This is a genomic window from Micromonospora sp. NPDC049559 (assembly GCF_040676675.1).
GTDB lineage: Bacteria > Actinomycetota > Actinomycetes > Mycobacteriales > Micromonosporaceae > JBFAPK01.
The window spans coordinates 29,213-52,068 of sequence record NZ_JBFAPK010000007.1 but is presented as its reverse complement, the minus strand read 5'-3'; the positions used below and the strand labels follow the sequence as shown (position 1 = coordinate 52,068).

General features: G+C 71.7%; 17 protein-coding genes and 1 tRNA gene. 13 read left to right on the top strand and 5 right to left on the bottom strand.

Annotated features, from left to right (window positions below; translation table 11 throughout):
- Positions 1-96: 96 nt before the first annotated feature.
- The 3 genes from AB0J86_RS11215 (at position 97) to AB0J86_RS11205 (ending at position 6,115) form a co-directional block, all read left to right on the top strand.
- Positions 97-1,722: a pectate lyase gene (locus AB0J86_RS11215; RefSeq protein WP_363855885.1), complete on the top strand. Its 1,626-nt coding sequence runs from the start codon at positions 97-99 to the stop codon at positions 1,720-1,722.
- Between the two features lie 221 nt (positions 1,723-1,943).
- The gene (locus tag AB0J86_RS11210) at positions 1,944-4,493 is read left to right on the top strand and encodes a right-handed parallel beta-helix repeat-containing protein (RefSeq protein ID WP_363855883.1); all 2,550 of its coding nucleotides are present in this window, start codon (positions 1,944-1,946) and stop codon (positions 4,491-4,493) included.
- 62 nt (positions 4,494-4,555) lie between these two features.
- On the top strand, positions 4,556-6,115 hold the full coding sequence (locus tag AB0J86_RS11205; RefSeq protein WP_363855881.1) for a family 16 glycoside hydrolase: 1,560 nt from the start codon (positions 4,556-4,558) through the stop codon (positions 6,113-6,115).
- Positions 6,116-6,204: 89 nt separating this feature from the next.
- Here AB0J86_RS11205 and ugpC read toward each other — a convergent pair whose 3' ends face one another.
- Complete coding sequence (ugpC, locus tag AB0J86_RS11200; protein ID WP_363855879.1) at positions 6,205-7,296, bottom strand: sn-glycerol-3-phosphate ABC transporter ATP-binding protein UgpC; 1,092 nt, start codon at positions 7,294-7,296, stop codon at positions 6,205-6,207.
- 378 nt (positions 7,297-7,674) lie between these two features.
- Between ugpC and AB0J86_RS11195 the strand changes: the two genes are divergently transcribed.
- The 4 genes from AB0J86_RS11195 to AB0J86_RS11180 all read left to right on the top strand — a co-directional run bounded on the left by AB0J86_RS11195 (position 7,675) and on the right by AB0J86_RS11180 (position 11,501).
- Positions 7,675-7,750, top strand: a tRNA-Thr gene (locus AB0J86_RS11195).
- A 724-nt stretch (positions 7,751-8,474) separates the two neighbouring features.
- Positions 8,475-9,626, top strand: coding sequence for a helix-turn-helix transcriptional regulator (locus tag AB0J86_RS11190; RefSeq protein WP_363856156.1), 1,152 nt, complete (start codon positions 8,475-8,477; stop codon positions 9,624-9,626).
- 365 nt (positions 9,627-9,991) lie between these two features.
- Complete coding sequence (locus AB0J86_RS11185) at positions 9,992-10,636, top strand: helix-turn-helix domain-containing protein (RefSeq protein ID WP_363855877.1); 645 nt, start codon at positions 9,992-9,994, stop codon at positions 10,634-10,636.
- A 61-nt stretch (positions 10,637-10,697) separates the two neighbouring features.
- Positions 10,698-11,501, top strand: a complete 804-nt coding sequence (locus AB0J86_RS11180) for an excalibur calcium-binding domain-containing protein (RefSeq protein ID WP_363855875.1) — start codon at positions 10,698-10,700, stop codon at positions 11,499-11,501.
- Positions 11,502-11,600: 99 nt separating this feature from the next.
- Here the strand turns inward: AB0J86_RS11180 and AB0J86_RS11175 are convergent, their stop codons facing one another.
- A complete protein-coding gene (locus AB0J86_RS11175) occupies positions 11,601-12,272 on the bottom strand; it encodes an RNA ligase family protein (RefSeq protein WP_363855873.1) in 672 nt (223 codons plus the stop codon).
- Between the two features lie 161 nt (positions 12,273-12,433).
- Between AB0J86_RS11175 and AB0J86_RS11170 the strand changes: the two genes are divergently transcribed.
- Complete coding sequence (locus AB0J86_RS11170; RefSeq protein ID WP_363855871.1) at positions 12,434-12,676, top strand: hypothetical protein; 243 nt, start codon at positions 12,434-12,436, stop codon at positions 12,674-12,676.
- Between the two features lie 205 nt (positions 12,677-12,881).
- On the opposite strand, the gene AB0J86_RS11165 is transcribed toward AB0J86_RS11170, so the two are convergent.
- Positions 12,882-13,325 (bottom strand): HNH endonuclease, encoded by a 444-nt coding sequence (locus AB0J86_RS11165; protein WP_363855869.1) that lies wholly within the window; start codon positions 13,323-13,325, stop codon positions 12,882-12,884.
- A gap of 727 nt (positions 13,326-14,052) precedes the next feature.
- Here AB0J86_RS11165 and AB0J86_RS11160 point away from each other — a divergent pair.
- Complete coding sequence (locus AB0J86_RS11160) at positions 14,053-15,927, top strand: S8 family peptidase (RefSeq protein WP_363855867.1); 1,875 nt, start codon at positions 14,053-14,055, stop codon at positions 15,925-15,927.
- A gap of 104 nt (positions 15,928-16,031) precedes the next feature.
- Here the strand turns inward: AB0J86_RS11160 and AB0J86_RS11155 are convergent, their stop codons facing one another.
- Positions 16,032-16,529, bottom strand: a complete 498-nt coding sequence (locus tag AB0J86_RS11155; RefSeq protein WP_363855865.1) for an MSMEG_6728 family protein — start codon at positions 16,527-16,529, stop codon at positions 16,032-16,034.
- Positions 16,530-16,715: 186 nt separating this feature from the next.
- Here AB0J86_RS11155 and AB0J86_RS11150 point away from each other — a divergent pair, with 186 nt between their 5' ends.
- From AB0J86_RS11150 to AB0J86_RS11135, 4 genes are all read left to right on the top strand, one after another.
- On the top strand, positions 16,716-18,518 hold the full coding sequence (locus AB0J86_RS11150) for an NAD-binding protein (RefSeq protein ID WP_363855863.1): 1,803 nt from the start codon (positions 16,716-16,718) through the stop codon (positions 18,516-18,518).
- A 201-nt stretch (positions 18,519-18,719) separates the two neighbouring features.
- Entirely contained in the window at positions 18,720-19,826 is a 1,107-nt protein-coding gene (sigJ, locus tag AB0J86_RS11145; protein WP_363855861.1) for an RNA polymerase sigma factor SigJ, read from the top strand.
- A 144-nt stretch (positions 19,827-19,970) separates the two neighbouring features.
- A complete protein-coding gene (locus tag AB0J86_RS11140; RefSeq protein ID WP_363855860.1) occupies positions 19,971-20,891 on the top strand; it encodes an NADP-dependent oxidoreductase in 921 nt (306 codons plus the stop codon).
- Between the two features lie 15 nt (positions 20,892-20,906).
- The gene (locus AB0J86_RS11135) at positions 20,907-21,368 is read left to right on the top strand and encodes a cupin domain-containing protein (protein WP_363855858.1); all 462 of its coding nucleotides are present in this window, start codon (positions 20,907-20,909) and stop codon (positions 21,366-21,368) included.
- Positions 21,369-21,518: 150 nt separating this feature from the next.
- On the opposite strand, the gene AB0J86_RS11130 is transcribed toward AB0J86_RS11135, so the two are convergent.
- Entirely contained in the window at positions 21,519-22,730 is a 1,212-nt protein-coding gene (locus tag AB0J86_RS11130; protein ID WP_363855856.1) for a DUF4032 domain-containing protein, read from the bottom strand.
- Positions 22,731-22,856: the final 126 nt, after the last annotated feature.

The following is a 22,856-nucleotide window of genomic DNA, read 5'->3' as shown; positions in this document are numbered from 1 at the left end:
CCCCGGCGCGCCCCACCGCGCCAAGCCGCCGCGTCAACCCACCACACCAATCCACCAACCCACCCCACCACCCATCCCCACCACAGGAGGTTCCCGATGGAACAGCACCAACCCCGGGGCAGGCCGTGCTGGCGCCCGCTCGCCGCCGCCACCCTGGCCGGCGCGCTCGCCGCGACCGGTCTCGCCCTCGCCTGGCCGACCGGCGCGTACGCGGACACGCTCCTCTCGGACGACTTCGAGGACGGCAACTCGACCGGCTGGTCCGCCTCGGGCGGCAGCTGGTCGGTCACCACCGACGGCTCGCGGGTGTACCGCCAGTCCGGCACCAGCAGCGACGGCCGCTCGCTGACCGGCGCGAGCACCTGGGCCGACTACGGTGTGCAGGCCCGGGTACGCCCGACCGCGTTCGGCGCCACCAACCGGTACGTCGGCGTCGTCGCCCGGGCCCAGGGCAGCAGCGGCTACTACGCGCTGGTGGCGACCGGCGCCGGCGGCGTGCAGCTGCTCAAGCGGGCCGGCGGGGAGCCGGTCGTGCTCGCCTCCGCCGCCGGCGGGGTGGTGACCGGCAACTGGGCGACGCTGCGGCTGGACGCCGTCGGCACGTCGCTGCGCGGGTACGTCAACGGCGCGCTGGTCGTCCAGGCGACCGACGCGAGCTACCCGGCGGGCCGGGCGGGGCTGGCCGCCTCCTACGCCAGCGCCTCCTTCGACGACGTCGCGGTGGCGACGGTGACGGGTGCCCCGCCGACGGGCGGCCCGACCGGCGGTCCGACCCTGCCGCCGACCGAACCGCCGCTGGACCCGGGCGCCCCGCCGATCGGCTTCGCCTCGGTCAACGCCCTGGGCCGCAACGGCACCACCGGCGGCGCCGGCGGTCCGACGGTCACGGTCGACAGCGCCGCGGAGCTGCTCGCCGCGATCGCGCAGCCCGGACCGTTGAACATCCGGGTCAGCGGCATGATCGCGCTACCCGGGCCGATGCACGACGTCACCTCGCACAAGACCATCGTCGGCGTCGGCGCCAGCTCGGGGATCACCGGCGGCGGCCTGAACATCGGGCTGCCCACCAGCGACGTCACCACGCCGCCGGCGAACCCGGTGCAGAACGTCATCGTCCGCAACCTGGTCTTCCGCAACACGGTGGACGACGCGATCAACGTGCAGATGTACTCGCACCACGTCTGGATCGACCACAACGACCTCTCGTACGGCTACGACGGGCTGGTCGACATCAAGCGGGGCGCCAGCTACGTCACGGTCTCCTGGAACCACACCCACCACCACACCAAGAACATGCTGCTCGGCCACGACGACGGCAACGCCGCGCAGGACACCGGCTACCTGAAGGTGACGTACCACAACAACTGGTTCGACCGGACGCCGCAGCGCAACCCGCGGGTCCGCTTCGGCGAGCCGGTGCACGTCTTCAACAACTACTTCGTCTACAACACCGACGTCGGCGTGGCCTGCCAGATGAACTCGGGCTGCGTGGTGGAGGGCAACTACTTCGAGGACGTCGAGGTGCCCTGGTCGATCAGCTACGCCGGGGCGCGGGGACGGCTGGTGGCGCGTAACAACGTGCTCGTCGGCGAGAGCGAGCCGGGCGACTCCGGCGGCACCGTGCAGGAGCCGAGCGCCTACTACCGCTACACGCTGGCCGACCCGAACACCGTCAAGGCCGCGGTGACGGCCGGCGCGGGCACCGGAAAGCTCGGTTTCTGACCGGTCGGTCCGATCCGGCCCCGGCCGAGCCGGTCCACCGCACCGGACTCCATTCCATTCCATCCCGGTCCACCGCACCCCACTCCACGCCACGGCGGTTCGCCGGCGCGCCCGGTCCGGTCCGGCACCGCCGCCGCGATCTCGGGAGAAGTGCACCCCAAGATATCGATCTTAGTCAATCTTCGCTGGTCACGATGCTGGCGAAGCACCGAGGAGGTCACGTGAAAGTCATCGGTACCCGGCGGAACCGCCGCCGAGGTCTCCTGATCGCGATGGGCGCCGCGCTCGCCGCGGTGACGCTCGCGCTCGGCATGGGCGCCGCCGCCTACGCCGACACGCTGTTCTCGGACGACTTCGAGGACGGCAACTCGACCGGCTGGTCCACCTCGGGCGGCAGCTGGTCGGTCACCACCGACGGCTCGCGGGTGTACCGCCAGTCCGGCACCAGCAGCGACGCGCGCGCCCTCGCGGGCACGGCGAGCTGGTCCAACTACTCCGTACAGGCCACGGTGAAGCCCACCGCGTTCAGCGGCAGCAACCGGTTCGTCGCGCTGCTCGCCCGGGCGCAGAGCAACACCAGTTACTACTACCTGGCGCTGCGCAGCAACAACACCGTCGAACTGAAGAAGCTGGTGGGCGGCTCCTCCACCACCCTCGACACCGCAACCCAGCCGGTGAGCACCGGTACGGCGTACACCCTGCGGCTCGACGTCGCCGGCACGTCGCTGCGCGGCTACGTCAACGGGTCCCTGGTGACCGAGGCGTCGGACGGCCAGTTCGGCACCGGGCGGATCGGCGTGGCCACCTTCTACGGCGCCGCCAACTTCGACAACGTACAGGTCACCTCCACCGGCGGCGGCGACCCGACCGGTTCACCCACCGGCGGCCCGACCACGCCGCCCCCGGGCGGCGACCCGGGCCCCAACGTGGCCGACGGCTGGGCCTCGGTCGACGCCTGGGGCCAGAACGGCACCACCGGCGGTGCCGGCGGGCCGACGGTGACCGTCACCAGCGCGGCCCAGTTCATCGCCGAGGCGGCCTCGACCGGACCGAAGGTCATCCAGGTGTCGGGCATGATCGCGCTGCCCGGTCCGATGCACGAGGTCAGCTCGGACAAGACCATCGTCGGGATCGGGGCCAACTCCGGCTTCACCGGCGGCGGCCTCAACATCGGGCTGCCGATCGACGACGACGTCACCTCGCCCCCGGCGAACGCGGTCAACAACGTCATCATCCGCAACCTGAACTTCCGGAACTGGGCCGACGACGCGGTCAACGTCCAGATGTTCTCGCACCACGTCTGGATCGACCACAACACCTGGACCACCGGCGCGGACGGCGGCGTCGACATCAAGCGGGGCTCGTCGTACGTGACGGTCTCCTACAACCACGCCGACGGCACCGACAAGAACATGCTGCTCGGCCACGACGACGGCAACGCCGCCCAGGACACCGGCCGGCTGAAGGTCACCTACCACCACAACTTCTTCGACAACACCAACCAGCGCAACCCGCGGGTCCGCTTCGGCGACCAGGTGCACGTCTACAACAACTACTACCTGAACACCGGCAACTACGGGGTGGCCGCGACCGAGGACTCCGGCGTCGTCGTCGAGGGCAACTACTTCGAGAACGTTGACGACCCGTACCACCTCGCCGAGGCGTCCTCCGGACCCGGTCGCCTGGTCGCCCGGAACAACTGTCTGGTCAACTCCGGTACCGGCGAGACCGGCGGCAGCGTGGGCAACCCGCCGTACCCGTACACCGTCCAGACCGCCTGCGACATGAAGGCCGTCGTCTCGGCGCAGGCCGGCGTCGGCAAGGTGGGATTGCCCGGCGGCGGCGGTCCCACCACGGCCCCGCCGACCACCCCGCCGGTGACCACGGCCCCGCCCACCACGCCGCCGGCGACCAACCCGCCCACGGGCGAGCTGGTCGGCTGGGCGACGCAGAACGGCGGCACCACCGGCGGGGCCGGCGGCCAGACCGTCACCGTCACCGACGGACAGGCGCTGGCGGACGCCCTGGAGTCCGCCTCGCCGCTGGTGATCCGGGTACAGGGGACGCTGAGCATGCCGGACAAGATGAACGACGTCCGCTCCAACAAGACGGTGCTCGGCGTCGGCGGCGCGACCCTGGACAACGGGCTCAACATCAGCGGGGCGCGCAACGTCATCGTCCGCAACCTCACCTTCCGGGGCTGGGACGACGACGCGATCAACGTCCAGAACTCGACGAACGTCTGGATCGACCACAACACCTTCGACGGCGGCTACGACGGCGCGGTCGACGTCAAGCGCGAGTCGGACTTCGTCACGGTCTCCTGGAACCGGGTGCGGAACCACACCAAGAGCATGCTGCTCGGCCACGACGACGGGCACACCGCCGACATCGGGCACCTGCGGGTGACGTACCACCACAACTGGTTCGACGGCAGCAAGGAGCGGCACCCCCGGGTCCGCTTCGGCGACCCGGTGCACGTCTACAACAACTACTACTTCGGCGCGGACTACGGCGTCGCCTCCACCATGGGCGCCGGCGTGCTGGTCGAGGGGAACTACTTCGAGAACGTCACCCGCCCGACCGCGGTCGGCTACGCCGAGTCCGGCCCGGGTGACCTGGTGCAGCGCGACAACGTCTTCGTCAACTCCGGTACGCCCGAGAGTGCCGGGGACGTCGCCGCCATCCCGTACGGCTACCGGCTCGACGGTGCCAACGACATCAAGTCGATCGTGACGTCCGGTGCGGGTGCCGGACGCATCAACCCCTGAGCCCGGTGGTGGGGGCGGCGGCGCCCGGTCGTCGCCCCGCCACCGCGCGGATTGGAGCTGGAATGCAGAGACGCAAGGGGCTGCGTGCCCTGCTGGCCGCGCTCGGCGCGGGCCTGATCGCCGCCGTGCTGACCATCGGGTACACCACCACGGCGGCCCAGGCCGCGCCCCTCTACTCCGACGACTTCTCCGACGGCAACGCCGACGGCTGGTCGAAGTCGGGCGGTGACTGGTCGGTGGTCACCGACGGCTCGGCGGCGTACCGGCAGTCGAACTCCGGCAGCGAACTGGCCCGGGCCTTCGCGGGCAGCACGAGCTGGACCGACTACCAGGTGCAGGCGCGGGTCAAGCCGCTGGCCTTCAACGGCAGCGGCCGGCTCGTCGGCGTCGCGGCCCGGTCCAACAGCGCCACCCGGATGTACCGGCTGGCGCTGCTCAACAGCAACCGCGCCGAGTTGCAGGCGGTCAACGGCAGCTCGATCACGGTGATCGGCGCGGCGTCGCTGACCGTGGCGACCGGGACCTGGTACACGCTGCGGATCGAGGCGAGCGGTAGCACCATCCGCGGCTTCGTCAACGGCACCCAGATCGGCAGCGGCACCAACAGCGCGCAGAGCGCCGGGCGGATCGCGTTGGTCACCGCCTACGCGAGCGCCAGCTTCGACGACGTACAGGTCGAGACGCTCGGCTCGACGCCGCCGACCACGCCGCCCACGACCGGCCCGACCACCGGGCCGCCGCCCACCACCGGTCCGCCCTCGCCGCCGCAGACGGGGCTGGTCGGCTGGGCGACCCAGAACGGCGGTACCACCGGCGGCGGCAGCACGCCCGCGACCACCGTCACCACCGCCGAGGCGCTGACCACCGCGGTCGGCTCGTCGAGCGCCGCCGTGATCCGGGTCTCCGGCACCATCTCCTGCTCCGGCATGCTGCGGGTACGGTCCAACAAGACGATCATCGGGGTCGGCTCGAACGCCACGATCGCCGGTTGCGGCCTGAACATCAACGGTGACCGGAACGTGATCATCCGCAACATCAACTTCCGGGACTGGGACGACGACGCCGTCAACGTCCAGGAGTCGGCGACCAACGTCTGGGTCGACCACAACAGCTTCACCAACGGGTACGACGGCGCGGTCGACATCAAGCGCGGCTCCGACTTCGTCACCGTCTCGTGGAACCGGGTCTTCAACCACGACAAGAACATGCTGCTCGGACACAGCGACGACAACGGCAGCCAGGACACCGGCCACCTGCGGGTGACCTACCACCACAACTGGTTCGACGGCTCGACCCAGCGCAACCCCCGGGTCCGCTTCGGCAACCCGGTGCACGTCTACAACAACTACTACTACAACAACACCGGCTACGGCGTCGCCTCCACCGAGAACGCCGGGGTGCTGGTCGAGGGCAACTACTTCGAGAACGTCGACGACCCGTACCACCTGGGCGAGGCCGACTCGGGGCCGGGCACGCTGGTGGCCCGGAACAACCACTTCGTCAACTCGGGCACGGGGCAGACCGGTGGCAGCGTCGCCGGCATCCCGTACTCGTACCAGCTCGACACCGCCAGCAACGTCAAGTCGATCGTGACGGCCGGCGCCGGCACCGGCCGGATCTGAGGCACCACCGGTACGCGGAAGGGGGCGGAACCGCGCGAGCGGTCCTGCCCCCTTCCGGCGTTCCTGTCAGCCGTCCGCCGGCCGGCGGCTCAGAGCCGGTTGCCGGTGGTGGAGTGGAAGACGTGGGTCTTGTCGGTACGCGGCTTCACGAAGACCGTGTCGCCCATGTTCGGCATGGTCCGCCGGTCGGTACGGACCACGAACCGCTCCGAGGCGCCCTCGAGCGCGGCGTGGCCGTAGACGTTGGCGTCCGAGCCGAGGTCCTCGACCAGCTCGACGACGACCGGAAGGCCGCCGTCGCCCGCGCCGACCAGGTCGGTGTCCTCCGGCCGGAAGCCGATGGTCACCTTGCCGTCGCCGCCGTCGGCCTTGGCCGCGGCGATCTGCTCCCGGGTGAGCGGAACGGCCAGCTCGCCGAAGGCGGCGCCCGTCTCGGTCAGCGGCACGGTCTTGATGTTCATGGCCGGGGAGCCCATGAAGCCGGCGACGAAGACGTTCGCCGGGGTGTCGTAGAGCGCCCGCGGGGTGTCGACCTGCTGCAGCAGGCCGGCGTTCATGACGGCCACCCGGTGACCCATCGTCATGGCCTCGACCTGGTCGTGGGTCACGTAGACGGTGGTGATGCCGAGCTTGGCCTGGAGCGTCGCGATCTGCGTACGGGTCTGGACGCGGAGCTTGGCGTCGAGGTTCGACAGCGGCTCGTCCATGAGGAAGACCTGCGGCTCGCGGACGATCGCGCGGCCCATCGCGACCCGCTGGCGCTGACCACCGGAGAGCGCCTTGGGCTTGCGGCCGAGGTACTCCTCAAGCTGGAGCAGCGCCGCCGCCTCCTTGACCCGCCGGTCGATCTCCGACTTCGAGGTCTTGCGGAGCTTGAGCGCGAACGCCATGTTCTCGTACACCGTCATGTGCGGGTACAGGGCGTAGTTCTGGAAGACCATCGCGATGTCGCGGGCCTTGGGGGGAAGGTTCGTGACGTCGCGGGTGTCGATGAAGATCGAGCCGTCGTCGACGTCTTCGAGACCGGCGAGCATCCGCAGGCTGGTCGACTTTCCGCAGCCGGAGGGGCCGACGAGGACGAGGAACTCGCCGTCGCCGATCTCGAGGTCGAGGTGGTCGACCGCGGGGCGGTCCGTACCCGCGTAGATGCGGGTGGCCTTGGAGTAGGTCACGGTGGCCATGGTGAAGCGCTTCCTTTCACCGGCAGGAACGTGCCGGACGATCCGAGTGAAGGAGCGACCGGCACACTGCTGCGCCGGCCCTTGGGCGCCGCCCCGTTCGCTGCCACGGCAGGTTCGGGTTGTCGTCCGCGTGGACGACACGGTAATCCGCTTTCCGCAACCTGCCAAGGTCGGCTTCGCCACCCGAGCCGCAATAAACCCGCATTCCGGTCATCCGGGCACGGAGAGACATCAACCGCCGTCGCCGTAATAGCGGTGCGTCGAGGCTGTTGTTACTCGACCGTAAGGGGCGGGTCGGGTACCCGACGATCCTGGTAGTCGGCTTGCCTGCCGGCAGTGATAACCGGACGTCAGTCGCTATGCTGACCACGAACACGCGCCCCTGTAGCTCAGTTGGCAGAGCACTCGCCTTGTAAGCGAGATGTCGTCGGTTCGATCCCGGCCGGGGGCTCCACCGCAGTTCTACAAGCGGTTTCGCTCCGTGAGCGTCCTGGTATGGGAATGCTACGAGGTTCATGGAGAACTCGCTTAACGCCAATCGCCAGATGCCGGCCGGTCGTCCCTGCGGGGGATGGTGATCCACATGGCCCGCCAACACCCCAAGCAGCGCCGACCCGACCCCGGCCGCCTCAAGCCCATGATCGACAGCTTCGGACTCAGCCTCCGTGCCGCCGGCAGCAGCGACCGCACCGTCACGATCTACACCGACGCCGTCACCCTCTACGCGGGCTGGCTCCTCCAGCAGGACAACTCCGTAGAGTGGGAGCAGGTCGACAGGGACCACGTACGCGGCTTCTTCGTCTGGATGCGGGAGAAGTCGAAGGATGGCCAGCCTTGCCCGCACTGGCTCCCACCCGCGCAACGAGCGGGCGAGGACGCCCCGCCAACCAACGGGCAGAGGTCGCCGTGCGACGGCTACGGCAAGGCGTACATCAACAACCTCGGCCGGGCCCTCCAGCAGTTCTCCATCTCAGAAAGGAACCCCCATGCCCACCACACATCACGTCCGCGGCACGGTGCCCCCGGCCATCGCCGCTGCGTTGCGACGACGCGCGCCGTTATGGCCGGTGTACCGTCCGAAGTGGCGGGCGCCGGAGTAGCGGCCGGCGGCCCGCCGCCCAGACCGCTACCTGGGAAGGTCCACCATGGCCCGCCGTGCCGTACCCGCCGACCCGTCCATCGGGGAGCGCATCCGCGCCCGCCGCGAGCTGCGCGGATGGAGCATCCGCCACGCGGCCAGCCGCGCCGGCATCTCCCACACATCCTGGTCCAGGATCGAGCGCGGAGCACAGCGCACCGACCGGTACATGGTCGTCGACCTCGCTGCTGCGCTTGAGTGCTCGGTAGCTGAGCTGACTGGCCAGCCCTACACCCCAGCCGACCGGCGGCTTGAGTCGGCCCGCATCGACGCCGAGCGGGTGTGGCGGGCGCTCATCAACCACCCGCTCAGCGAACCCACGTCGCGGGCATCCGCCCCGGCCGGCCAGCTCGCCCAGGAATCCGCGCTCGTCCGTGACCTCTACAGCCAGTGTGACTACGCCGGCGCGCTGCACCGCCTCATCGACCTGATCCCTGCCTTGCACAGCAACAAAGGGCGCCGGGAGGCGCTGGAGATGATGGTGGCCGTCTACGGGGTGGCGATGGGATGCCTGCTCAACGTCGGCTACCCGGCCCATGCGCTGCTCGCCGCCGAGCAATGCGCGGAGGCCGCCGGGCTGCTGGACGACCCGGTCGCGGCAGCCGTCGCGGCGGCGAATCGTGCTCGCGTTCTCGCCTACTCCGGGGCGTACGGACCAGCACGCTCGGTCTGCGACCGCGCGGATGACGAGCTGCAACGCCACCTGTCGGCGCCGGCCGCGCTGGACCTCCTGGGCTTCCTGCATCTCGCCCGCGCGCACCACTCGGCCGGCCTGCGGACCGTCGACTCAGCCGAGCAGCACATCTCCGAAGCGTCGCGGATCGCCGAACGTACCGGCGAGACAGACAGCTGGGACATGGCGTGGGGCCCCCGGAACGTGGACCTGTGGAAAATGGCGTTTCAGCTCGACACGGGCCGCGCCGGAGGGGCCCTGGAGACAGCTCAGGGCGTCCAGGTGGCGGGGCTTCCCGGCGTGCGCCAGGTGTACTTCTACATGGATCTGGCCCGGGGCATGGTCGACGTGCACCGTGAGCGGGATGCGGTGCGAATGCTCCTGACGGCGGAACGGATCGGCCCGCAGCATGCCCGGTCCTCGACCTCCGCCCGGGAGACGGCGCGGACCCTGCTGCGTGCTGGGGCCGGTGGGTCGGAACTCCGCGGGCTGTGGGAGCGGATGGGCATCACGAACTGAGTGGTGCGTAAGCGTTCCACTACCTGCAGTGCTGGTCAGTAGCGTCCGGAGTACGGGCGCGCGACTGCATCTCTCATCAGCACCGGCACCGCTGGCGGCCGCTGCGTCCCCTCAGCCGGGCGTACCCGGGCCTCCCCCGTGGGCTCGGGTACGCCCAGTGGGGTGGGGTGCGGCCAGAGCCCGACGTCGGCGGCAACCGGCGCTGGTCACCCGAGGGCCGCACCCGCCGAGGTGGTCGTATATCCATCCGTACTCACAGGTTGTACGCCGCGGTCTGTTCGTAGTCGGCGGGGCTGAGGTAATCGAGTGCGGGCTGGCAGCGTCGGCGGCTTGACAAGAAATGTTGTCGGTGAAACAGTGGGCCCATGTTCGACGTGGCGGTCATAGAGGATCCGGCGGCTGCCGAGGTCTCGCTCGACCCGGTGCGTGCCCGCCTGCTGGCGGAGCTGGCGGAGCCCGGCTCGGCCACCATGCTCGCCGCGCGGGTCGGACTGGCCCGGCAGAAGGTGAACTACCACCTCAAGACGCTGGAGCAGCACGGCCTCGTCGAACTGGTCGAGGAGCGCCGGAAGGGAAACGTCACCGAGCGGATGCTCCAGGCCACCGCCGCCTCCTACGTCATCTCGCCGACCGCGCTCGCCCCGGTGCAGCCCGACCCGGCCCGCGCGCCGGACCGGCTGTCGGCGCGCTGGTTGCTGGCGCTCGCCGCTCGGCTGGTCCGGGACGTCGGCGCGCTGATCACGGGTGCCGACCGGGCCGGCAAGCGGGTGGCCACGTTCGCCATCGACGGCGAGGTGCGGTTCGCCTCGGCCGCCGACCGGGCCGCGTTCGCGGAGGAGCTGACCGCCGCGGTGACCGGGCTGGTGAGCCGGTACCACGACGAGCGGGCGACCGGTGGCCGCGCACACCGGCTGGTCGTCGCCCTGCACCCCAGCGTCGGCGGGACCACGGCCGAGAGCGGCACCGCCGACGGTGCCGACCGGGCCGCGGGTCCGGTCGCGGGCGCCTGAGAAGCGCCGCGCCGCCGCGGGCGTCCCACCCGGGCACGTCCGTACCCGATAGCCTGCCGTGGTGAGCCAACCACCCTTCGGCGACCCGCCACCCCCGGCACGGGCCGCGTCGTACGGGCGCGGCAATCAGAGCGCCGGGCGGTACCGGCGAACCGGGCAGACGCCGGGCAGCGGTGCCGTGACCGCCGGGACGTCGCCCACCGACGAGCGTCCCGACGCCGACCAGCCCGACACTGACCAGCCCGACACAGACCAGCCCGGCGTCAGGTCCTGGACCGTACGACGGTCGAGCGGGAAGCGGCGGGTCGCGGTCGAGTCGACGGCCACGCCGTCCGACGCCACGCCACCCGACCCCGCGCCGACCCGGTCCGGCGTACCGGCGTCCCGCTGGCTGGTCGCCGCCGGTTTCGTGCTGACGCTCGCGCTCGGCGTCGCCGTGCTGAGCGTGTTTCTCGGTGGCGCTTCGCGCCCGACGGCGACCGGGCCGGGCGGGGCGACGCCGTGGCAGACGCCCGCGCCGATCGTCTCCGGAGGCCCGCCGGGGGTCGCCCCCGAGAAGCGCCCGCCCGCCTGGGACGCGCCGGACCAGCGGCAACCGGTACGGCCGGCCGCGGAGACCTACGGGAGGCCGCCGTCGACACCCACCCGTACGACGCGACCGGGCACCAGCCCCGGCGAGCGGTCCGAGCAGCCGTCCGGTGGTCAGGGCAGCCCGCCGTACTACAGGAACTGCGCGCAGGCCCACAAGGCCGGGGTGACGCCCCTGCGCTCGACCGATCCCGGCTACTCCCCCCGGTTGGACCGGGACGGCGACGGCGTCGCCTGCGAGCAGGGCAACAGGGACGAACCCGAGGAGAGCGCCTGAGCATCCGGGCGGGTTCTCGCGGCCGACGCGCCGCCCGCCGGACCCGCGCGGCCTGAGCGTCCGAGCGGGTTCTCGCGGTCCGCGCGCCGCCCGCGGGCCTCACGCCTCCGGCCGGCTTCCGGCGATGTCAACGAAGCCGTTGAGCGCGAAGTCGTCCCGCTGACGCCAGGTCGCGGCGGTACGCACGTGGCCGGCGCGTACCCACTTCCCGACCCGGCGGCCGAACTCCGACTCCGGTACCGGCCCGGCGCTGCGCAGCACGAACCCCTCCGAGCACTCCTCGTCGCGCTGGTGCGACCAGGCGGACCGGGCCGCGGTCAGGTCGCCGCCCCGGTAGAGGAGGGGCACCAGCGGCAGGCCGAGCAGGGCCGCCCACTCGACCGTGTCGTCCCACCCGAGCAGGGTGTGCCCGGCGTCCCAGACGCCGAAGACCAGGTAGACGCCGGGTAGGTCCCGGTAGCCGACGCTGCGGCGGGCCCACATGGACTCGCCGGAGATCCGCCAGCCGGGCGGGATGTCGTGGGCGACCCGCCCCCACACCGCCTTGCAGGCGCGGTCCCACGCCTGAGTGCCGGAGTCCAGCGAGCGGGCGTACATGGTGTCGCGGGTGAAGGTGACGTTCCCGCCGTCCATCTTCTCGGTCACCACCAACTCGCCCGCGAACCCGTCGAGGTCCGGCAGGATCTTGTCGTCGTCCGTGGCGCCGGGAGAGTCGGGCAGGTGGCGGGTGCGCGGGTATTTGCGCCCGACCTCGCCGTCGTTCCCATTCATTGGCACAACTTTCCTCGGCTCGCCGGAGTCGCGGTCGCGGAACACGTTGCGCCGCGCCTGGCGGTGGTACGCACAGGGTACGTTGTTCGCGAATATGTCTCGCGCTTTTTCTCGGCAATTGGCCATGGCGTTCATGGCCTCCGACCAGCCACACTGGCCTGATGGAACGGCCCCTTTCCGTGGCCGCCCTCATGCTCGGGGTGGTGCTCGGACTCTCCGCCGGGATCGCATTCGCGGTCGCCTGGAGAGCGTGGGTGGATTACCGGAAAACCAGGGAACTGGTTCCGGGCATGCGGCGGACCGCGTGGACGTTGACCCGGGTCGCCACCACCCGTGGCGGTGTGATCCTGCTGCTCTGCATCGCCGCCGTCGGCTGGGCCGCGCTCAGCGGCGGCGGACACTGAGGCCCGTTCCGTAGGGCCTGAGGTATCCGACCGCGAGGGCGCGGGCTAGGGCCGGGTGGGGCCGGCGGGACCCCGGCGTACACCGGAACCCCCGTTCCCGCCGGCCGACCCGCGCCGGACGCCGAAGCGGCATCCGGCGAGCTCCATGGCGCCCCCGAGCTGGACGACGTCCCGCCGGTGCGGCGAGCGCCGGTCGGCTACCCCGTCACCGTCCGGCGAGCATGGCCCACGAGGGCGCCACCGGCTCGTACCGCAGCGGCATGTCCGCCTCCGCCGGCGTCCGGTCGCCCTTGCGCTGGTTGCAGCCGTAGCAGGCGGCGACCGTGTTGCGCCAGGTGTTGCGCCCGCCGCGGGAGCGGGGCAGGACGTGGTCGACCGTGGTGGCGAAGCGACCGCAGTACGCGCAGCGGTGCTGGTCGCGGGCCAGTACGCCGGAGCGCGACCAGACCGGCCCCGAACCGAAACGCCAGCGCGTCACCACGTACCGGATCAGCCGGACGACCCGGGGGAGCGGGTAGCCGCCGATGCTCCGGTCGGGCTCGGCCTCATGGATCTCGGCGACCCTGCGGCACAGCATCCGGATCGCGTGCTGGACGCTCACCCGATGCAGCGGGCCGAGGTCGGCGTTGACGACGAGTACGGCTTCCACCGGGTCCTCCCTCCACCTCGCGCGCGATCACGTCGTCGCGGTACGGGTTCCTGCGCCGGTCGGGGAAACGCGCTTTCGCGCCCCCACCGGCGTGCCAAATAGTCGTGAATTGTTGGTGTCGAATGATGCTGGTGGTCGGAAAATTCGATGTCGCGGTGCCGGCCCGAGCATTTCGGGGACCTTGAATTAAGGCGGGATTCCGAAGCGGCGGATGACCTTGCGATCTCACGGTAGGCCGGGCCAACGGGGCGGGCAACGCATTTCCGACAGTCCACAGTGGTGACGGCAACCGCCCCTCGTCCGCCGACCCGTTGCCGCCCGCTCGGTTCGGCGGCGGTCCGGGCCACCACCGGCCGCACCGGAAGCCGGCCCCCGACCCGTGGCCGCGAGCCGTCCGAGCGGCTTGCCGGATTGGACGGCTTGGCGCCGGTATGCGCCGCCGCGCTCGCTATTCGTCCCGTGCGGACCGGCGAGGTGGCCACCAATCACCGACTCACGGGGGAACTGTGGCCGCTCCATTGTTCGATACACTCCTGAGCCGCTATGCCATTCCGCCGGGAGGGACCTGCCGGAAATCGGGTGGCGCGGCAGTCGACATCGGTGGGAAAACCTCCAGGTCTCCACCGCCCGGTTCGACCGACCGGCACCTCGGTTTTCGGTCGCGCCGGGCGGCATCGCGCCCGCACCGCGGGCACGCCCGAGCAGGTACCGAAAGGAAGCACGGGGTATGACATTCGTACCGTCCGCCGTACGCCCCTGGCGTCTCGGCGTCGCGGCGGCGGCGACCGTCGCCGCGGTCGGGTTCGGCACGCCGGCCCACGCCATGCCGGCCGAGGGACAGATCCTCCGGGCGGGCGGCGCCACCGCCGTCGCCGGCTCGTACATCGTGGTCTTCAAGGACACCGCGGTGTCGCGGAGCCGCGTCCCCACCCTCGCCCGTGACCTGGCCGAACGTCACGGCGGGAAGGCGGGACAGACCTACTCGGACGCGTTGCGCGGCTTCGAGGCGCGGATGTCGGAGAAGTCGGCCCGGCAGCTCGCGGCCGACCCGGCCGTCAAGTACGTCGAGCAGAACCACACGGTCAGCATCGCCGGCACCCAGTCGCCGACCCCCTCCTGGGGCCTGGACCGGATCGACCAGCGCAACCTCCCGCTGAACAACTCGTACACCTACCCGAACGAGGGCAGCGGCGTGCGGGCGTACGTGCTGGACACGGGCATCCGCTTCTCGCACAGCGAGTTCGGCGGCGGGCGCGCGGTCTCCGGTTACGACGCGATCGACGGCGGCACCGCGGACGACGGCAACGGTCACGGCACCCACGTGGCCGGCACCATCGGCGGCCGGACGTACGGCGTGGCCAAGAACGTCACCCTGGTCGGCGTACGGGTCCTCGACAACGGCGGCTCCGGCACGTACGGCCAGATCATCTCGGGTGTCGACTGGGTCACCCGCGACCACGACCCGGGCGAGCTGGCGGTGGCGAACATGAGCCTCTCCGGCCCGCGGTCGCAGGCGCTGAACGACGCGGTGGCCGCCTCCATCGCCGACGGCGTGGTCTACGGTCTCGCGGCCGGCAACGACTACGGCCGCGACGCCTGCAACCTCTCGCCGGCCAGCACCGCCGCGGCCATCACCGTCGGGGCGTCCAACAGCAACGACACCCGGGCCGACTACTCCAACATCGGCTCGTGCCTGGACCTCTTCGCCCCGGGTACCGGCATCACGTCCAGCTACAACACCTCGGACGCGGCCACGGCCGTCATCAGCGGTACCTCGATGGCGACCCCGCACGTGGTCGGCGCGGCGGCGCTGGTGCTCGCGTCGAACCCGACCTTCACCCCGGCCCAGGTGCGGGACAAGCTCTTCGGCGACGCGACCCCGAACAAGCTGCCCGACGCGGGCGTCGGCTCGCCGAACCGGCTGCTCTACACGGGCAGCATCGCCCCGCCGCCGCAGGACTTCAAGATGACCGTCACGCCGACCACCGGCCAGGTCAACTGGGGTGGCACGCTCTCGGTCGCGGTCGGCACCACCAACCTCTCGGGGGAGCCGCAGCCGGTGAACCTGAGCGTCGCGGGCCTGCCCAGCGGGGTCACGGCCAGCTTCAGCCCCAGCTCGATCAGCTCGGGCGGGTCGTCGACGCTGACCTTCACGGCGGCGCCGAACGCCGCGGTGGGCGAGCACACCGTCACGGTCACGGGCGTCGGCAGCGTGGCGACCCGGATCGCCACCTTCCTGCTGAAGGTCGCCGACCCGAGCAACTGCACGCTGAACAACAGCACCCCGGTCGCGATCCCGGACCTGACCACGGCGGAGAGTTCGGTCACCATCTCCGGCTGCGCGCGCGCCCCGCGTACGAACAGCACCGTCGAGGTGCACGTGCAGCACACGTACAAGGGCGACCTGGTGGTCAGCCTGATCGCGCCCGACGGCACGGTCTACGTGCTGCAGAACCGGGACGGCGGCTCGGCCGACAACATCGACGAGACGTTCACCGTGAACCTCTCGGGCGAGGTGGCCGACGGCACCTGGCGGCTCCGGGTCCAGGACGCCTCGCGCCTGGACAGCGGCCAGCTGAACGGCTGGACGCTGGGCCTCTGAGCCGACGGCGACCGGATCGCTGAGCAGTCACGCTCCTGGCTCGTCCCGCCGGGCCCCGACCGCTGGTCGGGGCCCGGCTGCCGTTGCGGCCCCGGCCCGGCCGATCACTCCGGCTCGGCCAGGAGCGGCCGGCAGGTCGGATTCCGGTCCGACGGTGGCCAGACGTACGGCAGGTCGACCGGCAGATCGCCGAAGATCGGCCGATAGTGTGCGGGATCCTTGCGCAGCAGGGCCGACCGGTGGCTCAGGTGCAGATCCTCCCGGCCCAGCCAGGGCGGCAGCTGGCCCGCCTCCGCCAGCTCCTCCTGGGTGCGGGCCCGCTCGATGCCGCAGGCGTTGGCGAGGTCCACGGTCATGGTCAGGGCACAGGTGTCTGCCCGGCCGGTCTCGATCCACACCGAGCAGATGTCCAGCCCGTACCGGACCAGCGCCTCCTCGTAGCCGGCCCACATCTTCACCGCCGGATGGTGCCGCCAGCCGTACCGTGGCCAGGTCAGCCCGCGGAGCACCTGGAGCGCCTCGACCCGCTGCTTGCCGAGCCGCCGCTGGTCCAGCACGCGGGCGGTGCCGAGAAAGTCCGGGTACGGCAGGAACGTCTGCATACCCCGTGCTACCCCGCCCGGACCGACCCATGCCCGCGCGACGCCGACCCGGGCCCTGACCCCGGCCCCGGCCCCGACTCCTGCCCCGGCCCCGACTCCGGCCCCGACCCCGGGTGCGGGCGCCGGACCTAGTCGGTGATCTTCGCGGGCTGCGGGGACAAGATTGCCGGAACTACGATCCCGGGCATGACGGACCCCTGGCGCAACCGGGCGCGGCGCGCGGTCGAGACGAGGCTCCGCGACGGCCTGTGGGCGGTCGGCGATCCCCGGCCGCACTACGTGGTCTGTGGGCAGGACGCGCTGGCCCTGCACGTCGTCACGGCGTTGCTCAGCAACGAGGTCCAGGCCGGATCGGTACGGGTCACCGTCGTCGTGCCACCGCGGCCCCGCTCGGACGGGCCGGACATCCGCAAGCTGCGGGGAATCCGGGTGGTACGGGCCGAGCGGCTCGACGAGGAGACGTTCCGGGCGGCCGGCCTGACGGGCGCCAGCGGGCTCGCGCTGCTGCACCAGGACGACGTGGGGAACCTGCACGCCGCGCTCTGCGCCCAGGAGGTCGAGCCGCACCTGCGCGTGGTGATGCGGATGTTCAACACCAGCCTGGCGAACGGCGTCCGCCAGCTCTTCCCGGACTGCGCCGTACTCTCGGACGCGTCGATGGCCGCGCCCGCCTTCGTCGCCGCCGCGCTCGGCGAGGTCGCGCCCACCCACTTCCGGCACGGCGGCCGGACGCTGTACGTCGCGCGGCGCTCGCAGGTGGCGCCGGAGCGGCTGGTCTGCGGGCTGGCCGACACCCGGGACCGCAACAACGTACGGATCCTGCCGGCCGACCAGGCCGACGCCGATCTGGTGCTGGCCGAGGCGACGGGCCAGCCGATCGGGCCGGAGGCGATCGCGCGGAAGCTGGCGCGCAAGCGGCGGCGCCGCCCGTACCTCGGGATGCTGCGCGCGCTCCGCTCGTTCGCCACCCGCAAGATCGGTATCGCGACGATGGTGGTCATCGGCGTCGTCGTGGTCTTCGGCGCGCTGCTCTCCCGGGCGCAGGACATCAGCATCGGGGAGGCGCTCTACGTCGCGCTCGTCACCACGATCAGCGGCGCCGACGCGGACCCCGGCAAGGGTACGGCCGAGGAGGTCATGCAGGTCGTGCTCAACCTCGCCGGGCTGGCCCTGATCCCGCTGATCACCGCGGCCGTGGTGGACGGCATGGTCAACGCCCGACTGGCCCTGAACGCCGGCCGGCTCCAGAGCCGGCGCAGCGGGCACGTCGTGGTGGTCGGGCTGGGCAACGTCGGTACCCGGGTGATGGCGCAGCTGCACGACCTCGGCGTCGAGGTGGTCGCCATCGACAAGCACCCCGACGCGCGGGGCGCCGCCATCGCCCGCCGGCTCAACATCCCGCTGATCGTCGGAGACGCCGCCCTGGAGGAGACCCTCCAGGCCGCGTCGATCGGCACCTCCCAGGCGCTGGTGATCGTCTCGACCGACGACGTCAGCAACCTCCAGGCGGCGCTGAACGGGCGGGCCGCGCACGGCGGCGGGCTGCGGGTCGTGCTCCGGCTCTTCGACGGCGACTTCGCCAGCCGGATCCAGAAGGCGTTCAACATCAACATCTCCCGCAGCGTGTCGTACCTGGCCGCGCCCTCCTTCGCCGCCGCGCTCGTCGACCGCGCGGTGATCGCGACCATCCCGATCGACCGGCACGTGCTGCTGGTCGCGGAGGTCCAGGTGGCGCCCGACGCGCCGATCATCGGCAGCGAACTGCGCGTCGTGAGCCAGCCCCAGGGGGTACGGGTGCTCGCGCGCGTGCCCGCCGGCCAGAGCCGCACCGACTGGTCCCCGTCACCGGAGGACCGGGTGCAGGTGGGCGACCGGCTGACCGTGGTGGTACGCCGGGCCGGGCTCAGTTGGCTGCTCAAGCAGGCGAGCACCCCGGTGGCCGTACCGGACCCGGACGTACCGACCGAGCCGCCGCCACCGGCCGGATGATCCCAGTCCGGCTCTGCACCTGCGGGAACTCTCGCCGCACGGTGTCCTCGCCGCCTACGCTGATCAGTTTGAACAGGTGTGGCAGACCGTGACCACCGTGCGCCTGCGCCATCACGCCGAGCGGCGCGACGTGCCGTACCTCGGGTAGTTCCCGCGCTGCGGCCGGGTCACGGGCCCCTCGACTCGCCGAAACGGCTGATCGTGCCCCAGCGGCCGTTCGCCCGGCGACCGGCCGGGAAGGTGTCGCGGATCACGCCGGCGACCGCGTCGGCGCTGCTGTGCCAAGGGTGGCCCGCCGCCGGCCGCTACCAGCGGAAACAGCTACGGCTGGGGTACTGGCTACGCTGGATCCGCAAGCCGGAGGAGGTTGCGATCTGCATGGGTGACGGGCACGGGCCCCGGCGGTCCGAGCGGGACGACCCGCTCGGAGCCGAGTGGGAGAACCACCGGCCCGCGGTCTTCGGTGCGGCCTACCGGCTGCTGGGCAGCGTGACCGATGCCGAGGACGTGACCCAGGAGACGTGGCTGCGGGCGGCCAGGGCGGACCTGCGGGAGATCGTCGACCTGCGGGCCTGGCTGGTGACGGTGGCCGCGCGACTGTCGTACGACCTGCTCAAGAGCGCCCGTTTCCGCCGGGAGACCTATGTCGGGCCGTGGCTGCCGGAGCCGCTGCTGACCGGGCCGGACGCGTCGCAGCCGGTACTCGTCGACGAGTCCGTCACTTCGGCGATGCTGTTGGTCATGGAAGAGCTGAGCCCGCCGGAGCGGGTGGCCTTCGTCCTGCACGACGTCTTCGGTCTGGAGTTCGGCCGGATCGCCGAGGTGCTGGACGTCTCCGTGCCGAGTGCCCGGCAGCTCGCCTCCCGGGCCCGACGGCGGGTGGCCGGAGCGAAGCGGTCCACGCCGTCGGCGTCGAAGGCGGAGCGCGAACGCGTCCTCACGATCTTCCGCGCCGCCTACGAGGCCGGGGACCTGGCCGGCCTGGTCCGGCTCCTGCACCCGGGCGCCGTCTACGTCACCGACGGCGGCGGCGAGGTCTCGGCGGCACGCAAGTTCATCCACGGCGGCGCGCGCATCGCCGAGGTCATGCTGCGCGTGGGGCGCCAGTGGCGGCTGGATCGCGTCGGGTTCGTCGAGGTCGGCGGCGAACTCGCCCTCGTGTTCCACCGGGAGGGCCGGGTCTACTCCGTCGACACGGTCCAGATCACGGACGGCCTGATCACCGCGTACCGCAGGGTCGTCAACCCCGACAAACTGGTGCGCGTCCGAGCTGTCACACCCGGAGGGGTCACCTCGTCTCCCTGGTGAGAACGCAAAACGGGCGACGGAGGAACACGCACGAGCGGGTCGGACCGATCCGTGCGGGAACGGCAGGTCCGGACCCGCGGCCGCGGTGCGCCCCGCGCGTGAGCGGGCCGTGCGATCGAGTCGCCCCTCCCAGTAAGGATCTGTATGCAAGCCATCACTGTGCGGGACCGTGACGCCGGTCCCGCCGGGATCTCCCTGACCGACATGCCCTACCCCCACGCGGCCCCGGGCGACGTCATCGTGCGGGTACACGCCGCGGGATTCACCCCCGGCGAGCTGGACTGGCCCTCCACCTGGACCGATCGGGCGGGCCGCGACCGGACGCCGAGCGTGCCCGGGCACGAGCTGTCCGGTGTCGTCGTGGAGCTGGGGCCCGGCACCGCCGGTCCGAGCGTCGGCCAGCGGGTGTTCGGCCTGGCCGACTGGACCCGCAACGGCACGCTCGCCGAGTACGCCGCGGTGGAGGCCCGCAACCTCGCCCCGCTGCCCGCGGACATCGACCACACCGTGGCCGCCGCGCTGCCCATCTCCGGGCTGACCGCCTGGCAGGGGCTTTTCGACCACGGCCGCCTCACCACGGGCCAGACCGTCCTGATCCACGGTGCCGCGGGCGCCGTCGGCTCGATCGCGGTGCAGTTGGCCCACGAGGCCGGCGCCCGCGTCATCGGCACCGGCCGGGCCTCCGGCCGGGACCGGGCGCTCGCCCTCGGCGTCGACACCTTCATCGACCTGCGGACCGAGAAGATCGAGGACGCCGGCGAGGTCGACGTCGTGCTCGACGTGATCGGCGGCGACATCCTCGACCGCTCGGCCGCACTGGTCCGGGCCGGCGGCACACTCGTCAGCGTCGTCATGCCGCCCAGGGTCAAGCCGAAGGACGGGCGGGCGGTCTTCTTCGTCGTCGAACCCGACCGCGCCCGCCTCGTCGACCTCGCCACGCGGCTGAGGGACGGCCGGCTCACGCCGGTCGTCGGTGCGGTGCGGCCGCTCGCCGAGGCGCCCGCCGCGTTCGCCCCCGGCGAGCGCACCCCCGGCAAGACGATCATCCGCGTCACCGGAGACTGAGGCAGGAGACCCATCGTGATCGGAACGCGGATCGCCGCCGGCCTCCTGACCGTCGCCACGCTGGCCTCGGCCACGGCCTGCTCGACCTCCGACCGGCCCGCCCACGCCCAGGCGCCGACCACTGCCGCGGCATCGACGGCCCCCACCGAATCCCTCAAACCGCTCGTCCAGCAGGCCCTTCCGAACGTGGCGGGCAAGACGTTCACCTCGGCGATCGTCGAACTTCCGCCCGGCGCGAGCGCGGCGCCGCACACCCACGGCCAGGCGTTCCTCTACGCATACGTCCTCGAAGGCACCGTGCGCAGCAAGCTCGACGACAAGCCCGTGACCAGCTTCCACCAGGGCGAGAACTGGGTCGAGCAGCCGGGCGCCCACCACGTCCTCACCGAGAACGCCAGCCGGACCGAGCCGGCCAGGCTCCTGGTCGTCTTCGTCTCCGCCACCGGAGACCCGCTCAAGGTGAACGACCCGAAGTAACGGGCCGGGACCTGCGGCGGGTGGCGACACCGGGTACCAACCCCGCCCCCGCCAGACCCGACCGCCATCAGGACGCGCCGTCAGGGCGCGCCCTGGTGGCGACCACCCGTTGCCGAGTCCGGCCCGGTCGAGATCACCGAAAGTACGGGCTCAGCCGGTGGGGACCTCGACGCCGAGTACGGCCTGCTCGTCGGGGCGGTGCACCAGCACGTCGGCGAGGAAGGACTGCACCGCCGGGGCGAGCCCGACGTCCCGGCCGGCCTGCTCCGACAGCCGCCACCGGTGCTCGATGATCTGCACGAAGAGCTCCGCCGGCTCCAGCTTCTTGCGCAGGTGCGCCGGTACCGCCCGGACCACGGGCTCGAAGACCTCGGTGAGCCAGCGGTGGGCGGCCTGCTGTTCGTCGGTGAGGTCGCTCTCGGCCCGGTACGTGTCGAGGTCGTTGAGCAGTCGCCGGGCCTGGTTCTCCTCGGCGTCCAGCCCGGTCAGCCGCAGCAGGCGCCGGGTGTGGTAACCGGCGTCGACCACCTTCGGGCGGACCAGGTAGCCGCCGCCGTTGTCCACCATGGACATCGCCACCTCGGCCACGTCGAAGCCGAGTTCGTTGAGACGGCGGATCCGCCCCTCGATGTCGTGCCGGGCCTCCCGGGGGATCTGCTGCTCGTAGGTGATCTCGTGCCAGAGCCGCTCGTACCGGGTGACGACCTCCTCGCAGACCACCTCGGGATCGATCGACTCGTGGAGCAGCCCCGCGGCCTGCAGGTCCAGCGCCTCGCCGAAGATGTTGACCCGGGCGATCTCCAGGTCCTCGCTGCGCTGGCCGTTGGAGAGCCGACTGTGCAGGGCGCCGGTCTCGGCGTCGACCAGGTACGCGGCGAAGGCGCCCGCGTCGCGCCGGAAGAGCGTGTTCGACAGCGAGCAGTCACCCCAGAAGAAGCCGGTGAGGTGCATCCGTACGATCAGCGCGGCGAGCGCGTCGAGCAACCGGGTCATCGTCTCGGGGCGCAGCGTGTGCGAGAAGAGCGCCCGGTACGGCAGGGAGAACTGCAGGTGCCGGGTGATCAGTACCGGGTCCAGCGGCTCCCCGTCGTCGGTCTGCCGGTCGGCGACGATGGCCACCGCCTCCACCGCCGGGAAGTCGATCCGTTCGAGGCTGCGGAGCAGGTCGTACTCCCGTTCGGCGACCCGCTCACCGGTCTCCTTGACCGCGTAGACCGTGCCGGCGAGTCGTACGAACCGGACGACGTGCCGGGAAATACCCTGCGGCAGCGCCACCAGGTGGTCGGCAGGCCACTCCTCCAGCGGGGTCGACCAGGGCAGGTCGAGCAGCGCCGGGTCCACGAGGGCCGAAGTGATCCGCACGGGTATCAAGCATGCCCAATCCGCCCGTCGAGTGCTCGTCAGCGTGGTTCGGCACACATGTCCGCCGGCCGGGCCGCGCCGCTCGGAACCCGGCGGACGGTGGTCCCGCCCCGGCGTGGGCCGAGG

What these genes read in the sequence shown, in the direction of transcription:
- AB0J86_RS11155 (WP_363855865.1), bottom strand. Translation starts at nt 16,529, where the DNA reads ATGCAGACGTTCCTGCCGTACCCGGACTTTCTCGGCACCGCCCGCGTG.
- AB0J86_RS11160 (WP_363855867.1), top strand. Translation starts at nt 14,053, where the DNA reads ATGACATTCGTACCGTCCGCCGTACGCCCCTGGCGTCTCGGCGTCGCG.
- AB0J86_RS11150 (WP_363855863.1), top strand. Translation starts at nt 16,716, where the DNA reads ATGACGGACCCCTGGCGCAACCGGGCGCGGCGCGCGGTCGAGACGAGG.
- AB0J86_RS11205 (WP_363855881.1), top strand. Translation starts at nt 4,556, where the DNA reads ATGCAGAGACGCAAGGGGCTGCGTGCCCTGCTGGCCGCGCTCGGCGCG.
- AB0J86_RS11215 (WP_363855885.1), top strand. Translation starts at nt 97, where the DNA reads ATGGAACAGCACCAACCCCGGGGCAGGCCGTGCTGGCGCCCGCTCGCC.
- AB0J86_RS11185 (WP_363855877.1), top strand. Translation starts at nt 9,992, where the DNA reads ATGTTCGACGTGGCGGTCATAGAGGATCCGGCGGCTGCCGAGGTCTCG.
- ugpC (WP_363855879.1), bottom strand. Translation starts at nt 7,296, where the DNA reads ATGGCCACCGTGACCTACTCCAAGGCCACCCGCATCTACGCGGGTACG.
- AB0J86_RS11175 (WP_363855873.1), bottom strand. Translation starts at nt 12,272, where the DNA reads ATGAATGGGAACGACGGCGAGGTCGGGCGCAAATACCCGCGCACCCGC.
- AB0J86_RS11170 (WP_363855871.1), top strand. Translation starts at nt 12,434, where the DNA reads ATGGAACGGCCCCTTTCCGTGGCCGCCCTCATGCTCGGGGTGGTGCTC.
- AB0J86_RS11140 (WP_363855860.1), top strand. Translation starts at nt 19,971, where the DNA reads ATGCAAGCCATCACTGTGCGGGACCGTGACGCCGGTCCCGCCGGGATC.